Here is a 15,606-nt window from a genome sequence, read left to right as displayed (position 1 = left end):
TGATTGAGTTTAACGGACTAGCAGAAGGACCCCCTCCGCTGTTAGCTCGTTCAACATATAATCTACTTAACAAACAAAACCCTAATTCTGTACCTTCCAATTCTGTATAACGTAGAATCCAATGTTTGTTAAGTAGAGTGATGGACCAGGAGTTTTCCTGGTCTATTTTTTTGTGGTTATTCGATTACGATACTTTTTAAATTATCCTCATGATGCTCTTGTTCTTTCGGATAAGCAGCTAGCTCCTCTTGTAAAATGTTTAGCATGTGCTTAGCTGATTGCTGGATTGGGGCAGGTAACTCTTCTAATATATACATACTGACTTTTATTTTTGTACGAATTACTTTTCGTAATAGTTCTTCATGCATGCACTACACCTCCAAATCGAATGTTAAGTACATCATCTTCAAACTTAGCTCCTTGGATAGAAAGGTGGGTTAATGTTTTGGGCAATGTGATATTTCGTTTCACAGAACCAGCCCGAATAATAAGTTCATCACCTTTTTGATTTAATGAAAGTTCGCTTTTGTTTGAGAAGGGGATGGATAGCACGAAAATATACTCATTGCCATCTTTTTTGACATATTGAGTGCGACCGTTAAATTTCACTTCAGTAGGAGAAGAATCTGATTTAAATAAAGTGTCTCCTACACGCTCTAACATAGGTAAACCAACAACTTCTTGTTCAAACATTGGAGCTTCGTAAATAGGAAGTGGATCAAAACTATCTTGAATTAATGTTTTATATTTCTTTTGCGTATCTTTCCAAGCTTGAAAATAGGGATCAGTGACAGTGTTAGGAATGACTCGGTTGATCATAATGGCATCTACGTTATAATTGTACAAATTTAAATACGTAAAGCTGCGCTGTGCTTCTTTAATGACCATTTTTTCAGGATTTACAACGATGCGGATACTTGTTATTTCTCGGTTTGATAAAATATCTCTCATTTCTCCGAGCTGTTCAAGTGTACTTGTTAATTCGTCCATAATATCATCGGTTGGAAGGGGGACACCAAGAAGTGGTTGAGCTACAGGGCGAACAACTTTTAAAATTTTTCTTTTAATAGGAAAGAGTTTTTCCATCCACCAGCCGAGCATGTCTGGAAAGCTGAGCATTGCTAATGTTTCTCCTGTTGGAGCGCAATCAATGATGATAACATCATATGTGTTTTGTTTATAATAATCGAGTACGCGAAGTAAGCTAATTAAATCTTCTATACCAGGAAACATTGTTAATTCTTCTGTTGTAATATCATCAGCTGCTTTGGAAGTGAAGAGTAGCGTAATATATTTCTGTAATTTCCCCCATCCTTTTTCCATCTCATAAATCGTATTAATTTCTTGTGCCCACAAATTTTCACGAATTTCTAATGGCTCAGAAGATAGCTTTATACCAAATGAATCTCCTAAACTATGAGCAGGATCTGTACCCATTACTAATGTTTTTAATCCTTGTTTTGCGCTTTGAAGTGCTGTTGCTGCTGAAATGCTAGTTTTTCCTACGCCGCCTTTACCTGTATACAAAATAATTCTCATTATTCTATCCCCTTTGTTTCGAGTGTCGAATATTACGAGTACCGAAATAAAATATTGAATAAAAACCCAACTAGGGTTTTATTCAATCGGAATGTTTTTCATTTTAGGTGTAGAAACCTTTTCTTCTGTTTTTTGCTGTGACGTAGCGATGTGATTCATGATCTTTTGGAAGATTTGTAGTAAGAATGCTTTTTCTTCTTCTGATAATGCTTCTGTCACTAGGTTAAAGTAATGGGCTGCATTTTGTTTTACTTCTTGGACGAGCATTACGCCGTTTTCTGTTAAACGAATTAATACAATGCGTCGGTCGTTTTCATCACGGTACCTTTCAATATATCCCTTTTTTACGAGGCGATTTACAACACCTGTCGTTGTACTCATCGGTATATCAAGAAGGTCAGCAATTTTTGTCATTGTAATATCTGTATTTCGCTCCATCCAAAGTAAACAAAATACTTCTGTTTTAGAGAGTGTTAAATCTAGGCTTACCCATTCTTCAGGATAAAAAAGTTTCTTGGCGTTATCTAGCAGTAAGTCTAAAAAATGTTCATATTGCAACAATTATTTCCACTCCCGTATATTTCGAGGTTCGTAATATTTGTTTTTATTTTATGCAGAATTGAAATAAATGTCAATAATTTTAACTATTTTTTCAGATTAGACAGAAAACTAACTTTAAAATAGTATTCTTTTATGATGGATTTATAAATATAAAACTAGAACTTACATAAAAATCCATCATGGTAAATATACTTATCTATAATGGATGTATAGCTAACGAGGGGGAGAACGATGAGAAGACGTAATACGCAAGCGTTCACGTTTTTAGCATGGACTTCATTTGTTTGTGCACTTTCAGGTATGCTAATTGGGATTTATACGTTAGATGAAACGCTTAGTGTAAAAGGATATTATTTAATTGGAACATTATTTTTAACGATGTCTTGTTTTGTATTACAAAAAACAATTCGTGATAATGAAGAAGATAACGAGAGATTTCCGAAAAATAAACCGTTAGATAAAGAGTAAATCGTAAAGAAAGGCGTTTGCCTTTCTTTTTTTATGTAAAAATGCAGTAAGTGCCGTGTGTTGACTTGCTTGAAGTACTGAAAATTTGGTATCATCAATAGTATTGTAGATTGAACGATATATTATGGAGGTGGCCTAGCCGTGTCAAGAATTTCCGTTGAGAATGTAAAGCACGTAGCACATTTAGCACGTCTTGCAATTACTGATCAAGAAGCTGAAAAATTTCAAAAACAACTAGATGCAATTGTTACATTTGCAGAACAGTTAAATGAATTAGATACAACTGATGTAAAACCAACAACTCATGTATTAACTATGAAAAATGTTATGCGTGAAGATGTACCAGAAAAAGGTTTACCAGTCGAAGAAGTATTAAAAAATGCACCGGATCACAAAGATAATCAAATCCGTGTTCCAGCAGTATTAGAATAGAGGAGGGGAATTTCGATGTCATTATTTGATCATTCCGTATCAGAGTTACATAAGAAGTTAAACAACAAAGAAATTTCCGTTACGGATTTAGTAGAAGAATCTTACAAACGTATTGCGGATGTTGAAGATAACGTAAAAGCTTTTCTTACATTAGATGAAGAAAACGCACGCGCGAAAGCGAAAGAATTAGACACGAAAATTGGTGCTGAAGATAATGGTTTATTATTCGGTATGCCAATTGGTGTAAAAGATAACATTGTAACTAACGGTCTTCGTACAACTTGTGCGAGCAAAATGTTAGCAAACTTTGATCCAATTTATGATGCAACAGTTGTGCAAAAGCTAAAAGCTGCTGACACAGTTACAATCGGAAAGTTAAATATGGACGAGTTCGCAATGGGTTCTTCAAATGAAAACTCAGGTTTCTACGCTACGAAAAATCCATGGAACTTAGATTACGTTCCAGGCGGATCTAGTGGTGGTTCTGCAGCAGCTGTAGCAGCAGGAGAAGTATTATTCTCTCTAGGTTCTGATACGGGTGGTTCTATCCGTCAGCCAGCTGCATATTGCGGCGTTGTAGGTTTAAAACCAACTTACGGACGCGTATCTCGTTACGGATTAGTAGCATTCGCATCTTCACTTGACCAAATCGGACCGATTACACGTACAGTAGAAGATAATGCATACTTATTACAAGCTATTTCAGGTATTGACCGTATGGATGCAACTTCTGCTAACGTTGAAGTAGGAAACTACTTAGCTGGTTTAACAGGCGACGTTAAAGGTTTACGCATTGCTGTACCGAAAGAATACTTAGGAGAAGGTGTTGGCGAAGAAGCTCGTGAGTCAGTACTAGCTGCTTTAAAAGTATTAGAAGGTATGGGCGCAACTTGGGAGGAAGTATCTCTTCCACACTCTAAATACGCTCTAGCAACGTATTACTTATTATCTTCTTCTGAAGCATCTGCTAACCTTTCACGCTTTGATGGCGTACGTTACGGTGTTCGTTCTGATAATGTAAATAATTTATTAGACCTTTACAAAAACACACGTAGCGAAGGTTTTGGTGATGAAGTAAAACGTCGTATTATGCTTGGTACATTTGCACTTAGCTCAGGTTACTATGATGCATACTACAAGAAAGCACAACAAGTACGTACATTAATTAAAAACGACTTTGAAAATGTATTTGCTAACTACGATGTTATTATTGGACCAACAACGCCAACTCCGGCATTTAAAGTGGGCGAAAAAGTTGATGATCCAATGACAATGTATGCAAATGACATTTTAACAATCCCAGTAAATTTAGCGGGTGTTCCAGCGATTTCTGTTCCATGTGGATTCGGTGCTAACAACATGCCACTTGGTCTACAAATTATTGGTAAACACTTCGATGAAGCGACAATTTACCGCGTTGCACATGCGTTTGAGCAAGCAACAGACTATCATACAAAAAAAGCAAGTCTGTAAGGAGGCGAGCATAGATGAATTTAGAAACAATTATTGGTTTAGAGGTTCACGTTGAGTTAAAAACAAATTCGAAAATTTTCTCTGCGAGTCCAACAGAATTCGGAGCGGAGCCAAATACACAAACAAGTGTAATTGACTTAGGATACCCAGGGGTACTTCCTACTTTAAATAAAGAAGCAGTTAACTTTGCAATGAAAGCTGCAATGGCATTAAACTGTGAAATCGCAACGGAAACGAAGTTCGACCGTAAAAACTATTTCTACCCAGATAATCCGAAAGCTTACCAAATTTCTCAATTCGATAAGCCAATTGGTGAAAATGGTTGGATTGAAATTGAAGTAGACGGTAAAAAGAAACGTATCGGTATTACACGTCTTCATTTAGAAGAAGATGCTGGTAAATCAACGCATACAGCTGATGGTTCATTAGTAGACTACAACCGTCAAGGTATGCCTTTAATCGAGATCGTATCTGAGCCAGATATGCGTACGCCAGAAGAAGCATATGCATACTTAGAGAAGTTAAAATCAATCATTCAATACACTGGCGTATCTGATTGTAAGATGGAAGAAGGTTCCTTGCGTTGTGATGCGAACATTTCCCTTCGTCCAGTTGGACAAGAGAAGTTCGGTACAAAAGCGGAACTGAAAAACTTAAACTCATTCACTTACGTACAAAAAGGTCTTGAGCACGAGCAAGTGCGCCAAGAGAAAGAATTGTTATCTGGTGGTATCATCCAACAAGAAACACGTCGTTATGATGAAGCAACGAAGAAAACAATCTTAATGCGTGTGAAAGAAGGATCTGACGATTACCGTTACTTCCCGGAGCCAGACTTAGTTGAACTTTACATCGATGATGAGTGGAAAGAAGAAATTCGTGCTTCGATTCCAGAACTTCCAGATGCACGTAAAGCTCGCTACGTTGCAGAAATTGGCTTACCTGCTTATGATGCACACGTATTAACATTAACGAAAGAAATGTCTGATTTCTTTGAAGCTGCAATTGCAGACGGTGCTGATGCGAAATTAACATCAAACTGGTTAATGGGTGAAGTGCTTGCATACTTAAACAAACAACAAAAAGAATTAAAAGACGTTGCATTAACGCCTGCTGGTCTATCTAAAATGGTTCAATTAATTGAAAAAGGTACAATTTCTTCTAAAATCGCGAAGAAAGTATTTAACGAATTAATTGAAAAAGGTGGAGACCCAGAAGAAATCGTTAAAGCGAAAGGTCTTGTTCAAATTTCTGACGAGGGTACACTTCGTAAAGTTGTAACAGAAATTCTTGATAATAATGAGCAATCTATCGAAGACTTTAAAAACGGTAAAGACCGTGCAATTGGCTTCTTAGTTGGTCAAATTATGAAAGCTACAAAAGGACAAGCAAATCCGCCGCTTGTTAACAAAATCTTACTTGAAGAGATTAATAAGCGATAATAGTAGTAACTTTTAAAGATTAAGCAGAAAAACACCCATGTACGGGTGTTTTTCTAGGTTAATCAAACGTTTGTTTAAATGAGAGAAGATCGTTTAAACAAACGTTTGATTAACTGTCAAAAGTGGAAAAATGTTTGTATAGCAACTATGGTATGATAGTTGCAAAAAGGTGGGAATAATGATAAATCTAGACATAGAGGTTTTTTTTCATCTCATGAAATAATAGATAATTATTATTCGTTATATGTAAATTGTTGTGAGGAAATAGATAGACATAAATTTTTTGTCAAATAAAACAAAACCATTGAAATGAATATTTACTTTTGATGGACTACACGAATCGGGTTCTTACTGCCTGTTTGAGCGGGATAAAAGAAGGATAGGAAGATGAGAGGAGGTAGGCATAGGAATACTGAATAGAAGTTCGGTATGTTCTTTTTGATATATAAAGAAATTTCCTGTGCTAATAAATGATGAAACGAGCAAGAATTATTTATAATCCTACTTCTGGGCGCGAGCTATTTAAGAAGAGCTTACCGGAAGTATTACAAAAATTAGAACAAGCTGGATATGAAGCGTCTTGTCATGCGACAACGGGTCCTGGAGATGCGACTGTGGCAGCTAGGCAAGCTGCGGATCGTAAGTTTGATGTTGTTATCGCAGCTGGTGGTGATGGTACATTAAATGAAGTGGTGAACGGTTTAGTAGGACATGAACATCGTCCAAAGTTTGGAATTATTCCAGTTGGAACGACAAATGATTTTGCGCGTGCGATCGGTGTACCTCGTGCTATTGAAGAGGCTGCGGATATTATTTGTGAAGGAAAAACAGTTCCGTTAGATCTTGGTAGAGCAAATGATACATATTTCATTAATATCGCTGGTGGCGGCCGTATTACAGAATTAACATATGAAGTACCAAGTAAGCTAAAGACAGTATTAGGACAACTTGCTTATTATTTAAAAGGTATTGAAATGTTACCGTCATTACATCCAACATATGTTGAAATTGAGTATGATGGAAAATTACTACAAGAAGAAATTACGATGTTTTTAATTACGAATACTCGTTCAGTGGGCGGTTTTGAAAAAGTAGCACCATATGCATCAATTAATGATGGATTATTTGATTTATTAGTGCTGAAAAAAGGTTCTATCGCTGACTTAATTAAAGCAGCAACACAAGCGCAGCGTGGTGAACATATTAACAATCCAAAAGTACTATACACACAAGCAAATCGAATTAAAGTGCATTCACCAGATAAACTAATGATTAACTTAGACGGTGAATACGGTGGAGATGCACCGATGGAATTCGAAAATATATATCATTGTCTTGAACTATTTGTTCCTGAACAACAAGAGGATGCCCTGTAAAGGCATCCTTTTTATTATATAGAAGAATTGTAAATTGGAAGTTAGTTTGATTTTTATGGTATTTTTACAATTCGTTTATTTTATATCCATATTTTATTGGTACACTAGAGGAGATAAGAGACGAGAGGTAGGGTGCTATGGAGAAGGTAAAGGCAATACTATTTGATAAAGATGGAACATTAATGGATTTTCATTCAATTTGGATAAAAGTAGCTGAAGAGCTTGTCGCTGAATGTATAAAATTATATCAACTCCCACAGTCAATGCAGCAGGATTTATTAAAAGAGATCGGTGTGGATGGGGCATTTGTTCATCCTCGTAGTGCAATAGCTGCTGGAACAAGCCTCGATGTAGCAAAGGGGCTTTGTAAGTATATTGCGTCATCTAAGGAAGAGGAGATGCATGAGTGGGTAAGTGAAAAATTATTTTCGCTTATGTACGAGTACCGCTCCCATATGAGAATGACAGCAGATTTACCGAGAATTTTACAAGGTTTAAAGGATAGAGGATTTATTTTAGGTGTTGTTACAGCGGATGATTTCGCGCCGACAGAATTATTTTTAAAACAATATCAATTAGAATCTTTTTTTGATTATGTTGTGGCTTCAGATACGTTTCCGGCACAGAAACCTGATAAAAGAATTGTAGAATCCTTTTGTGAAAAGTTTCATTTAGAGGCATGTGAAGTAGCGGTCGTAGGGGATACGCCAACAGATTTGTATTTAGCTAAGAACGGTGGCGATTGCTATGCAATTGGAGTACTGTCTGGTACAGGAGATCGTCAAACGTTAGAACCACTTGCGGATTTAGTAGTACAATCTGTTGGGGAGTTTATTTCTCATTCGGGTGAGTTGATTTGGGAACAAGGAAAGTCTAATGTGTAAGGAAAATAAGTCTATAAGGACTCTTAAAGAGTCTTTATAGACTTATTTTTTATGTCGACATAGAAGGCATGTAGGATGAATACTGGAAAAGAATGTTGGCATACATTTTGCAATGAAAAGAGAAAACAATGTAAAGAAAAGGATGGGGTACGTAATGAACACAAAAAAATTTGCTAAAGTAAATGAACAAATTCCTGGACCGAAAGCAGCGTCTTTATTAGAACGCCGCCAAAATATAGTACCAAAAGGGGTAAGTAACGGCATCCTAACGTTTGTACAATCTGCAAATGGTGCTCTTGTAACAGATGTTGATGGCAATCAGTACATTGATTTCGCGGGAGCAATCGGAACAATTAACGTAGGACATTGTCATCCAGCTGTTAAAGAAGCGCTCCATAAACAAGTAGATCAATACATTCATACTGGATTTAATGTCATGATGTATGAGCCATATATTGAATTAGCAGAAAAACTTGCGGCATTAGCGCCAGGAAGTTTTGATAAGCAAGTACTATTTTTAAATAGTGGTGCAGAAGCGGTTGAAAATGCGGTGAAAATCGCTCGTAAATATACAAAAAGACCTGGTATTATCGCATTTTCTAAAGGGTTCCATGGGCGTACATTAATGACAATGACGATGACAAGTAAAGTAAAGCCATATAAATTTGGATTTGGCCCATTCGCTCCAGAGGTATATAAAGCGCCGTTTCCGTACGAATATCGCCGTCCAGAAGGATTAACGGAAGAGCAGTACGATGACTTTATGATTGAAGAGTTTAAGAATTTCTTCATATCAGAAGTAGCACCAGAAACAATTGCAGCTGTTGTAATGGAACCTGTTCAAGGGGAAGGTGGATTTATCGTTCCAAGTAAGAAGTTTGTTCAAGAAGTACGCAATATTTGTTCAGAACACGGCATCTTATTTGTAGCGGATGAAATTCAAACAGGATTTAGCCGTACAGGAAAATACTTTGCCATTGATCATTATGATGTCGTTCCAGATTTAATTACGGTATCTAAATCATTAGGCGCTGGTGTACCGATTAGTGGTGTTATTGGGCGCAAGGAAATTATGAATGAATCTGCGCCAGGAGAGCTTGGTGGAACGTATGCAGGAAGCCCACTAGGATGTGCGGCAGCGTTAGCAGTACTTGATGTAATAGAAAGAGAGAATTTAAATGATAGAGCGATAGAATTAGGAAAAGTCGTAATGAACCGATTCGAAGAGATGAAAAATAAATATAATTGCATCGGTGATGTGCGTGGTTTAGGAGCGATGTGTGCATTTGAGCTCGTTCAAGATCGGAAGACGAAAGCACCTGATAAAACGTTAACAGCTAATTTGTGCGCAGAGGCAAATAAACGCGGATTACTCCTACTATCAGCAGGAACATATGGAAATGTTATTCGTGTATTAATGCCATTAGTTATTACAGATGAGCAACTTGAAGAAGGATTAACAATAATTGAAGAATCATTGCAAGTCTGTTATGAGAAAGCAAATACTGCTCGTGTTTAAAAGCTAAATAATAAATCGCAAACATTCTAGCTGACTCTATATAAAATGCAGAAAATTCACTTTATAATAAAGGTAGTGAAGTGAATCGATGGATTGGAAGTTAGGGGTGGCTAGGATGGTTGGAGAAAAGGAACGAGTGTTAATGGATTTACAAGATGTATTTGAATATGCGTTTGACGAAATTTTTGTGACTGACGAAAAGGGAATCGTTGTGCGTGTAAATAGTACATGTGAAAGGCACTATCAACTAGCTGCTAAAGAGTTAGTAGGTAAGCATGTAAAAGAACTACAAAAGGATGGTATCTTTTATCCATCGGCAACGTTAGAAGTAATTGAAAAAAAGAGACCGATTGAACTCGTTCAAACGACAAAATCAGGAGAGTATTTACACGTTCGTACAAGGCCTGTTTTTGATAATGAGGGAAATTTAAGAAGAGTAATTAGTTATTCTCGTGATCTTACAGAGCTCTACCAATTACGTCAAAAGGTAGAGGAAATGGATAATCAGTTAAAAACATATAAAAAAGAATTAAGAGAAACATATGAACATGAAGGGCTTATTTTTAAAAGTATCGCTATGCAAAAAATAGTCGAGACAATCAAGAAAGTATCCGTGGTAGATAGTACAGTTCTCGTTTTAGGTGAGACAGGAGTAGGGAAGAGTCGATTAGTACGTCATTTACATGAAGTGAGTAACAGGAAGAATGAAAGTTTCCATGAAATTAATTGTGCGGCATTGCCAACGAATTTAATTGAATCAGAGCTTTTTGGATACTCAGGTGGATCTTTTACAGGTGCGAATCGTGAAGGGAAAAAGGGATTATTAGAATCAGCTCATAAAGGAACTCTTTTCTTAGATGAAATTGGCGAAATGCCACTTGAAATTCAAGCGAAACTTTTGCAAGTGTTGCAAGAAAAAACGTTCCGCCCTATTGGCGGAAGAGAATTAAAAAAAGTGGATGTTAGAATTGTAGCGGCAACAAATCGAGATTTAAGTATGATGGTGAAACAAGGAACATTCCGGAAAGATTTATATTATCGTCTGAATGTCATTCCAATTTTAATTCCGCCACTCAGGGAAAGAACCGAAGACATTTTGCCGCTCATTTATCATTATTTACAGCACTTTAACGAGAAATATGGCCGGAATGTAAAATTAGCACCTAGCACATTACAAATGTTTGTTGGTTACCCGTGGGAAGGAAATAATAGAGAAATTGAAAATGTGATTGAGAGAATTGTTATAACTGCTGATGATATCGTTACGATAGAAGATTTGCCAATAGCGATGCAAGAATCAACGGTTGAACAGTCTGGCCAAAGTCTCTATAAAATGTTAGAAGAAGTAGAACGTAATATTATTTTGAAAGCATATAAAACATATGGATCGAGTTATAAAGTAGCGGAGTTTTTAAAAATAAGTCAATCTGCTGCCACTAGGAAGATAAAGAAACTTATAGAGGAGGAAGAAAACATTGGATAAAAAAGCGACGTTTGTAAATGTAGAGAAAAAGGCGATGTATATAAATGGTGAGTGGATTACATTGCAAGAACAAATCGAAGTAAATAATCCAGCAACGAAGGAAATATTTGCGACGGTACCAAAGGGCGGGGTAACAGAGGCAAAGCAAGCTGTTGATGCTGCTCATGAAGCTTTTAAATCATGGTCTAAGTTAACAGCGGCAGACCGTGCAGTGAAGTTAAAAAAATGGTTCACACTTATTGATGAAAATAAAGAAGAGATTGCAGCGATCATGACGAGGGAACAAGGAAAGCCGTTTGCAGAAGCACTTGGTGAAGTGAATTATGCAAATAGCTTTGTTGAATGGTATGCAGAAGAAGGAAAACGCGTATACGGTGAAATGATTCCTGCTTCTCATCCAAATAAACGTATTTTAGTTATGAAGCAACCAGTTGGGGTTATGGCAGCTATTACACCTTGGAATTTCCCGGCTGCTATGATTACGAGAAAGGTAGCTCCAGCGCTTGCAGCAGGATGTACAGCGGTTGTAAAACCTGCAAGTCAAACGCCGTTAACTGCGTTAAAATTAGCTGAATTAGCCCATGAAGCGGACATTCCTAAAGGTGTAATAAACATTGTAACAGGTAGTGCGAAAACAATTGCTGATACGTGGATGGAAGATGGACGTGTTCGAAAAGTTTCCTTTACAGGATCAACTGAGATTGGGAAAGAATTAATGGCTAGTGCTGCACAAACGATGAAAAAGGTTTCACTTGAGTTAGGTGGTCACGCGCCGTTTATTGTTATGAATGATGCGGACTTAGATAAAGCTGTAGAGGCGGTAATCGGTTCGAAATTCCGTAACGCAGGACAAACGTGTATATGTACAAACCGAGTATTTGTTCAGGAAGAAGTGTATGAAGTATTTGCAGAGAAGTTTCAAAAGGCAGTAGGGCAGTTAAAAGTAGGAGACGGCTTTGGTGACGGAACGACTGTAGGACCACTTATTGACGAGAATGCAGTTTCGAAAGTACAGGAACATATTGAAGATGCTATTCAAAAGGGTGGAACAGTTTTATATGGTGGCCAAAAGGTTGCAGAGCTAGATGGACACTTTATGCAACCAACTGTAATTGGATTGGCGAACGATACGATGCTTTGTATGAATGAAGAAACATTCGGACCAGTAGCACCAGTTGCGAAATTTAAAACGGTTGAAGAAGTAATCGAACGTGCAAATCATACACCATATGGCTTAGCTGCTTATATTTTCACAAAAGATATTAGTCAAGCATTCCAAGTTAGCGAGGCATTAGAGTACGGTATTATCGGATTAAATGATGGACTTCCATCAGTTGCACAAGCACCGTTTGGTGGCTTTAAAGAAAGTGGTATTGGCCGTGAAGGAGGGCATTTCGGTATCGAGGAATATTTAGAAATTAAATATATTTCATTAGGACTATAAGTAGTATACTAGAATCTCTATAAGGTAATAGAGAAGGAGATTCTAGTATGGTATATTGGCTATTATTACTCGTAACAATTATTTTTGAAGTAGCTGGAACAATTGCGATGAAATTATCAAACGGTTTAACAAAGCTCGTTCCAAGTGTACTGATTTTCGTATTTTATGGAATTTGTTTCAGCGTATTTGCAATCGTTGTCAAAAAAATTCATTTAAGTATCGCTTATGCCATTTGGTCTGGTGTAGGAACATTACTTATTACAATCATTAGCGTGTATTTTTTTAAAGAGCACATTAGCTTATTCCAAGCATTTTGTATTCTCTTTATTGTTTTAGGAGTAATTGGACTTAAGGTTTCATCGGCATCATAAAAGGCTATCTTCCGGTGCGGGAGATAGCCTTTTGTTTTTTATTAAAATGCCCAGTTACCTTTACGGAAGATTGGTTCATGTCTTCCGTCATCTGTAATACCATCGATATCAAGCTCAGCTGATCCGATCATGAAGTCGTTGTGTGTAATACTAGTATTTGCTCCGTTTTCAGCAAGTTCTTCTTTAGACATTGTTTTTCCGCCAACTAAGTTGAATGCATAAGCACTTCCGATTGCAAGGTGGCAAGATGCGTTTTCGTCAAATAGCGTATTGTAGAATAAAATATTTGTGTTTGAAATTGGTGAGTCATGAGGTACTAAAGCCACTTCTCCTAAGAAGTGAGAACCTTCATCTGTTTCTACTAAATGTTTTAAAGCCTCTTCACCAGTTTCAGCTTTATAGTCTACGATACGTCCGTTTTCAAATGTTAATGTGAAGTTATCGATAATGTTACCTGCAAATGCTAACGGTTTTGTACTAGATACTTGGCCGTTTACACCAGTTTTAAGTGGCATTGTAAATACTTCTTCAGTTGGAATGTTCGCCATAAATGGTACGTTCTTTTCATTTAAGCTACCAGCACCAGCCCATACATGCTTTTCTGGAAGTTCGATTGTTAAATCTGTTCCAGGACCCGTATAGTGAAGAGCTTTATAATGTTTTTCGTTTAAGTAATCAACTTTTGTATGTAACGTTTCATCGTGTTCTTTCCATGCTTCTACAGGATTTTCTAGATCAGCACGAGTAGCTTTGAAAATAGCATCCCATAGTTTTGCTTCTCGTTCTTCTGGTGCAACGTCAGGGAATACTTTCGCAGCCCATTCTTTCGTAGGAACAGAAATGACACACCAGCTTACTTTATCAGCTTGTACGTAATCGCGGTATACTTTCATTGCTTCACCAGCTACTTTATGAGCTGTTGCGATACGCGTTGATTCTACACCTTTTAATAAATCAGGGTTTTCTGCATAAATAGACATAAAGGCAGCGCCTTCTTTTGCTAATTCTTCACGAGCATGTGCTTTCCAAGATGGGAACTCAGCGAATGCTTCTTCAGGAGCTAGATCGAACTTTAAGCGTGTTAACGTCTCATCATTCCAATCCACATATACGTGTTTTGCACCAGATTTATATGCTTTTTCTGTAACGAGGCGTACAAATTGTACAGCTTCAAGAGGTGCACTAATTGATAATGTTTGTCCTGGTTGAATATTAACACCAACATTGACTGCAAGGGCAGCATATTTCTCTAACGTTTGTTCAAATGACATATGTATAATCTCCTTTAATTTGAAAGATTTCTTACTATATATAATACAAGAAAATTCAAAAAATATATATAAATATAGCGTAAAAAGAGAGCTCAAAATATATTGAGCTCTCATCGTTATTTAATTGAAGAAGCAAATTGTTCTACGGTCGTCGTGTGGTGGATGCGAACACGCTTCATTTTTAAAAACTCATCGGGTTCGCCTTTTGTAATGAACTTTCCAGATTTTGTTGTCGTCGCAAATTGATAATATTTCTTCGTTTCTGCAACGACTTTATCATCCACATGACCGAATGGATAAGCAACTGCGATAACGGGCTTACCAGTTATTTTTTCTAGCTTTTCTTTTGATTCCTTTAATTCTTCTTCATAGTTTGTAATCTTCGGTAAGTCTGCATGTGTTGCAGTATGAGATTGCATGGAGAAAATGCCGGAATCAACCATTTCTTTTATGTCAGATGTAGAAAGAGAGCCTTCAGCATCGACATTATTAACAATCATATATTCTGTTGCTGTTGGTTTAAACGTATCATCTTTTAGCTTTTGTAAAATATGAAATGCATTCATATTATTTTTCATACCGTCATCAAATGTAACGAAGATAGGCTTATTTACTTTATTTATATCGCCCCAGCGTTCAAAAGTTAGTAATGTATAGCCGTTGTCCTTTAAATATTTCATTTGGGCTTCAAAGTTAGCAGGTGATACGAATAAATCTTTAATGCCTTGTCCGTGATAATCATCGATTGCATGGTACATAAGAACAGGAACTTTTTGCTCGAAAGTAATAGCAGATTTTGTGAGTGGAATGGTTTTCCCATCTTCTTTCATTCCTATTGCTTCAATTTGGAACTCACCGCGTTTTCCTTCAAATTCTTTTATGTCAAAAGGAAGTGAAAATTGCTTTTCCTTTTCTTTAGAGGACAAAGATTTAGCAGTTTCCTTTCCATCAGCAGTTCGCCAAATTTTATATTGGACCTCAGTTAAAGTATCTTTTATATCTGTCATGTGAATAGTAGTGTTTGTAGATTCGTGTGTAATAGGAGTATAAGAAATTTTACCTTGTTCTTGCACAGTATCTTCTTGTTTCTTAGTTTCTTGAACCTTTTTCTCTTTTTTAGGTTCTTGACTTACATTGCTAGTATTACAACCTGCTAGAATGGCAGACGTACATAAAGCAATTGCTGCGTATTTTCTCATAAAATCACCTTCTATTGTGTATTATGTTGCATACGTATTTAAAATCCCCACCGCTGTAAGAGAGGTGGGGACATACCCTTGTTCATCATATCATTTTTAATTATGAGATAGGTTAGTGCCTTTCGATAGAAATATTCTTTCGTC

Annotated in this window: 15 protein-coding genes; 10 read left to right on the top strand and 5 right to left on the bottom strand. The window is 36.8% G+C overall.

Going from position 1 to position 15,606, the window contains the following annotated elements:
- Positions 1–176 precede the first annotated feature (176 nt).
- The 3 genes from JDS82_RS20825 to JDS82_RS20815 all read right to left on the bottom strand — a co-directional run bounded on the left by JDS82_RS20825 (position 177) and on the right by JDS82_RS20815 (position 2,100).
- Positions 177–368: a DUF3926 domain-containing protein gene (locus JDS82_RS20825; RefSeq protein ID WP_199713861.1), complete on the bottom strand. Its 192-nt coding sequence runs from the start codon at positions 366–368 to the stop codon at positions 177–179.
- Complete coding sequence (locus tag JDS82_RS20820) at positions 361–1,542, bottom strand: TRC40/GET3/ArsA family transport-energizing ATPase (protein WP_199713866.1); 1,182 nt, start codon at positions 1,540–1,542, stop codon at positions 361–363. Before JDS82_RS20820 ends, JDS82_RS20825 begins: the two co-directional genes overlap by 8 nt.
- 75 nt (positions 1,543–1,617) lie before the next feature.
- The gene (locus tag JDS82_RS20815; RefSeq protein WP_000942477.1) at positions 1,618–2,100 is read right to left on the bottom strand and encodes a MarR family winged helix-turn-helix transcriptional regulator; all 483 of its coding nucleotides are present in this window, start codon (positions 2,098–2,100) and stop codon (positions 1,618–1,620) included.
- Positions 2,101–2,331: 231 nt separating this feature from the next.
- On the opposite strand from JDS82_RS20815, the gene JDS82_RS20810 reads away from it, so the two are divergent.
- From JDS82_RS20810 to JDS82_RS20765, 10 genes are all read left to right on the top strand, one after another.
- Complete coding sequence (locus tag JDS82_RS20810; RefSeq protein WP_001254393.1) at positions 2,332–2,568, top strand: YiaA/YiaB family inner membrane protein; 237 nt, start codon at positions 2,332–2,334, stop codon at positions 2,566–2,568.
- A gap of 141 nt (positions 2,569–2,709) precedes the next feature.
- Positions 2,710–3,000, top strand: a complete 291-nt coding sequence (gene gatC, locus JDS82_RS20805; protein WP_000086999.1) for an Asp-tRNA(Asn)/Glu-tRNA(Gln) amidotransferase subunit GatC — start codon at positions 2,710–2,712, stop codon at positions 2,998–3,000.
- 15 nt (positions 3,001–3,015) lie between these two features.
- A complete protein-coding gene (gene gatA, locus JDS82_RS20800) occupies positions 3,016–4,473 on the top strand; it encodes an Asp-tRNA(Asn)/Glu-tRNA(Gln) amidotransferase subunit GatA (protein ID WP_048542045.1) in 1,458 nt (485 codons plus the stop codon).
- A 14-nt stretch (positions 4,474–4,487) separates the two neighbouring features.
- Positions 4,488–5,915: an Asp-tRNA(Asn)/Glu-tRNA(Gln) amidotransferase subunit GatB gene (gatB, locus tag JDS82_RS20795; protein WP_001047687.1), complete on the top strand. Its 1,428-nt coding sequence runs from the start codon at positions 4,488–4,490 to the stop codon at positions 5,913–5,915.
- 470 nt (positions 5,916–6,385) lie between these two features.
- Positions 6,386–7,291 carry a diacylglycerol kinase gene (locus JDS82_RS20790; RefSeq protein WP_000977669.1) on the top strand — a complete coding sequence of 302 codons (906 nt, stop codon included), beginning with the start codon at positions 6,386–6,388 and terminating at the stop codon, positions 7,289–7,291.
- A 137-nt stretch (positions 7,292–7,428) separates the two neighbouring features.
- Positions 7,429–8,175 (top strand): HAD family hydrolase, encoded by a 747-nt coding sequence (locus JDS82_RS20785; protein WP_061672130.1) that lies wholly within the window; start codon positions 7,429–7,431, stop codon positions 8,173–8,175.
- Positions 8,176–8,329: 154 nt separating this feature from the next.
- A complete protein-coding gene (gene gabT / locus JDS82_RS20780; RefSeq protein ID WP_033660245.1) occupies positions 8,330–9,694 on the top strand; it encodes a 4-aminobutyrate--2-oxoglutarate transaminase in 1,365 nt (454 codons plus the stop codon).
- Positions 9,695–9,809: 115 nt separating this feature from the next.
- Positions 9,810–11,177, top strand: a complete 1,368-nt coding sequence (locus JDS82_RS20775) for a sigma-54 interaction domain-containing protein (RefSeq protein ID WP_000232669.1) — start codon at positions 9,810–9,812, stop codon at positions 11,175–11,177.
- Complete coding sequence (gene gabD, locus JDS82_RS20770; RefSeq protein WP_199713860.1) at positions 11,170–12,621, top strand: NADP-dependent succinate-semialdehyde dehydrogenase; 1,452 nt, start codon at positions 11,170–11,172, stop codon at positions 12,619–12,621. Before JDS82_RS20775 ends, gabD begins: the two co-directional genes overlap by 8 nt.
- A 47-nt stretch (positions 12,622–12,668) precedes the next feature.
- Positions 12,669–12,992, top strand: a complete 324-nt coding sequence (locus JDS82_RS20765; protein ID WP_000263262.1) for a DMT family transporter — start codon at positions 12,669–12,671, stop codon at positions 12,990–12,992.
- Positions 12,993–13,033: 41 nt separating this feature from the next.
- On the opposite strand, the gene JDS82_RS20760 is transcribed toward JDS82_RS20765, so the two are convergent.
- On the bottom strand, positions 13,034–14,263 hold the full coding sequence (locus JDS82_RS20760; RefSeq protein WP_199713859.1) for an aminopeptidase: 1,230 nt from the start codon (positions 14,261–14,263) through the stop codon (positions 13,034–13,036).
- A 116-nt stretch (positions 14,264–14,379) separates the two neighbouring features.
- Positions 14,380–15,462, bottom strand: a complete 1,083-nt coding sequence (locus JDS82_RS20755; protein ID WP_199713858.1) for a polysaccharide deacetylase family protein — start codon at positions 15,460–15,462, stop codon at positions 14,380–14,382.
- Positions 15,463–15,606 lie beyond the last annotated feature (144 nt).

Origin of the sequence: Bacillus cereus group sp. N14 (assembly GCF_016483555.1) — a bacterium.
GTDB lineage: Bacteria > Bacillota > Bacilli > Bacillales > Bacillaceae_G > Bacillus_A > Bacillus_A wiedmannii.
This window is presented reverse-complemented; position numbering and strand designations above follow the sequence as displayed.

Bases quoted from the DNA above. Each gene is read 5' to 3' on its own strand.
- JDS82_RS20755 (WP_199713858.1), bottom strand. From the start codon at position 15,462: ATGAGAAAATACGCAGCAATTGCTTTATGTACGTCTGCCATTCTAGCA.
- gatA (WP_048542045.1), top strand. From the start codon at position 3,016: ATGTCATTATTTGATCATTCCGTATCAGAGTTACATAAGAAGTTAAAC.
- JDS82_RS20785 (WP_061672130.1), top strand. From the start codon at position 7,429: ATGGAGAAGGTAAAGGCAATACTATTTGATAAAGATGGAACATTAATG.
- JDS82_RS20825 (WP_199713861.1), bottom strand. From the start codon at position 368: ATGCATGAAGAACTATTACGAAAAGTAATTCGTACAAAAATAAAAGTC.
- JDS82_RS20790 (WP_000977669.1), top strand. From the start codon at position 6,386: ATGATGAAACGAGCAAGAATTATTTATAATCCTACTTCTGGGCGCGAG.
- JDS82_RS20775 (WP_000232669.1), top strand. From the start codon at position 9,810: ATGGTTGGAGAAAAGGAACGAGTGTTAATGGATTTACAAGATGTATTT.
- gatB (WP_001047687.1), top strand. From the start codon at position 4,488: ATGAATTTAGAAACAATTATTGGTTTAGAGGTTCACGTTGAGTTAAAA.
- JDS82_RS20810 (WP_001254393.1), top strand. From the start codon at position 2,332: ATGAGAAGACGTAATACGCAAGCGTTCACGTTTTTAGCATGGACTTCA.
- JDS82_RS20765 (WP_000263262.1), top strand. From the start codon at position 12,669: ATGGTATATTGGCTATTATTACTCGTAACAATTATTTTTGAAGTAGCT.
- gabT (WP_033660245.1), top strand. From the start codon at position 8,330: ATGAACACAAAAAAATTTGCTAAAGTAAATGAACAAATTCCTGGACCG.
- JDS82_RS20760 (WP_199713859.1), bottom strand. From the start codon at position 14,263: ATGTCATTTGAACAAACGTTAGAGAAATATGCTGCCCTTGCAGTCAAT.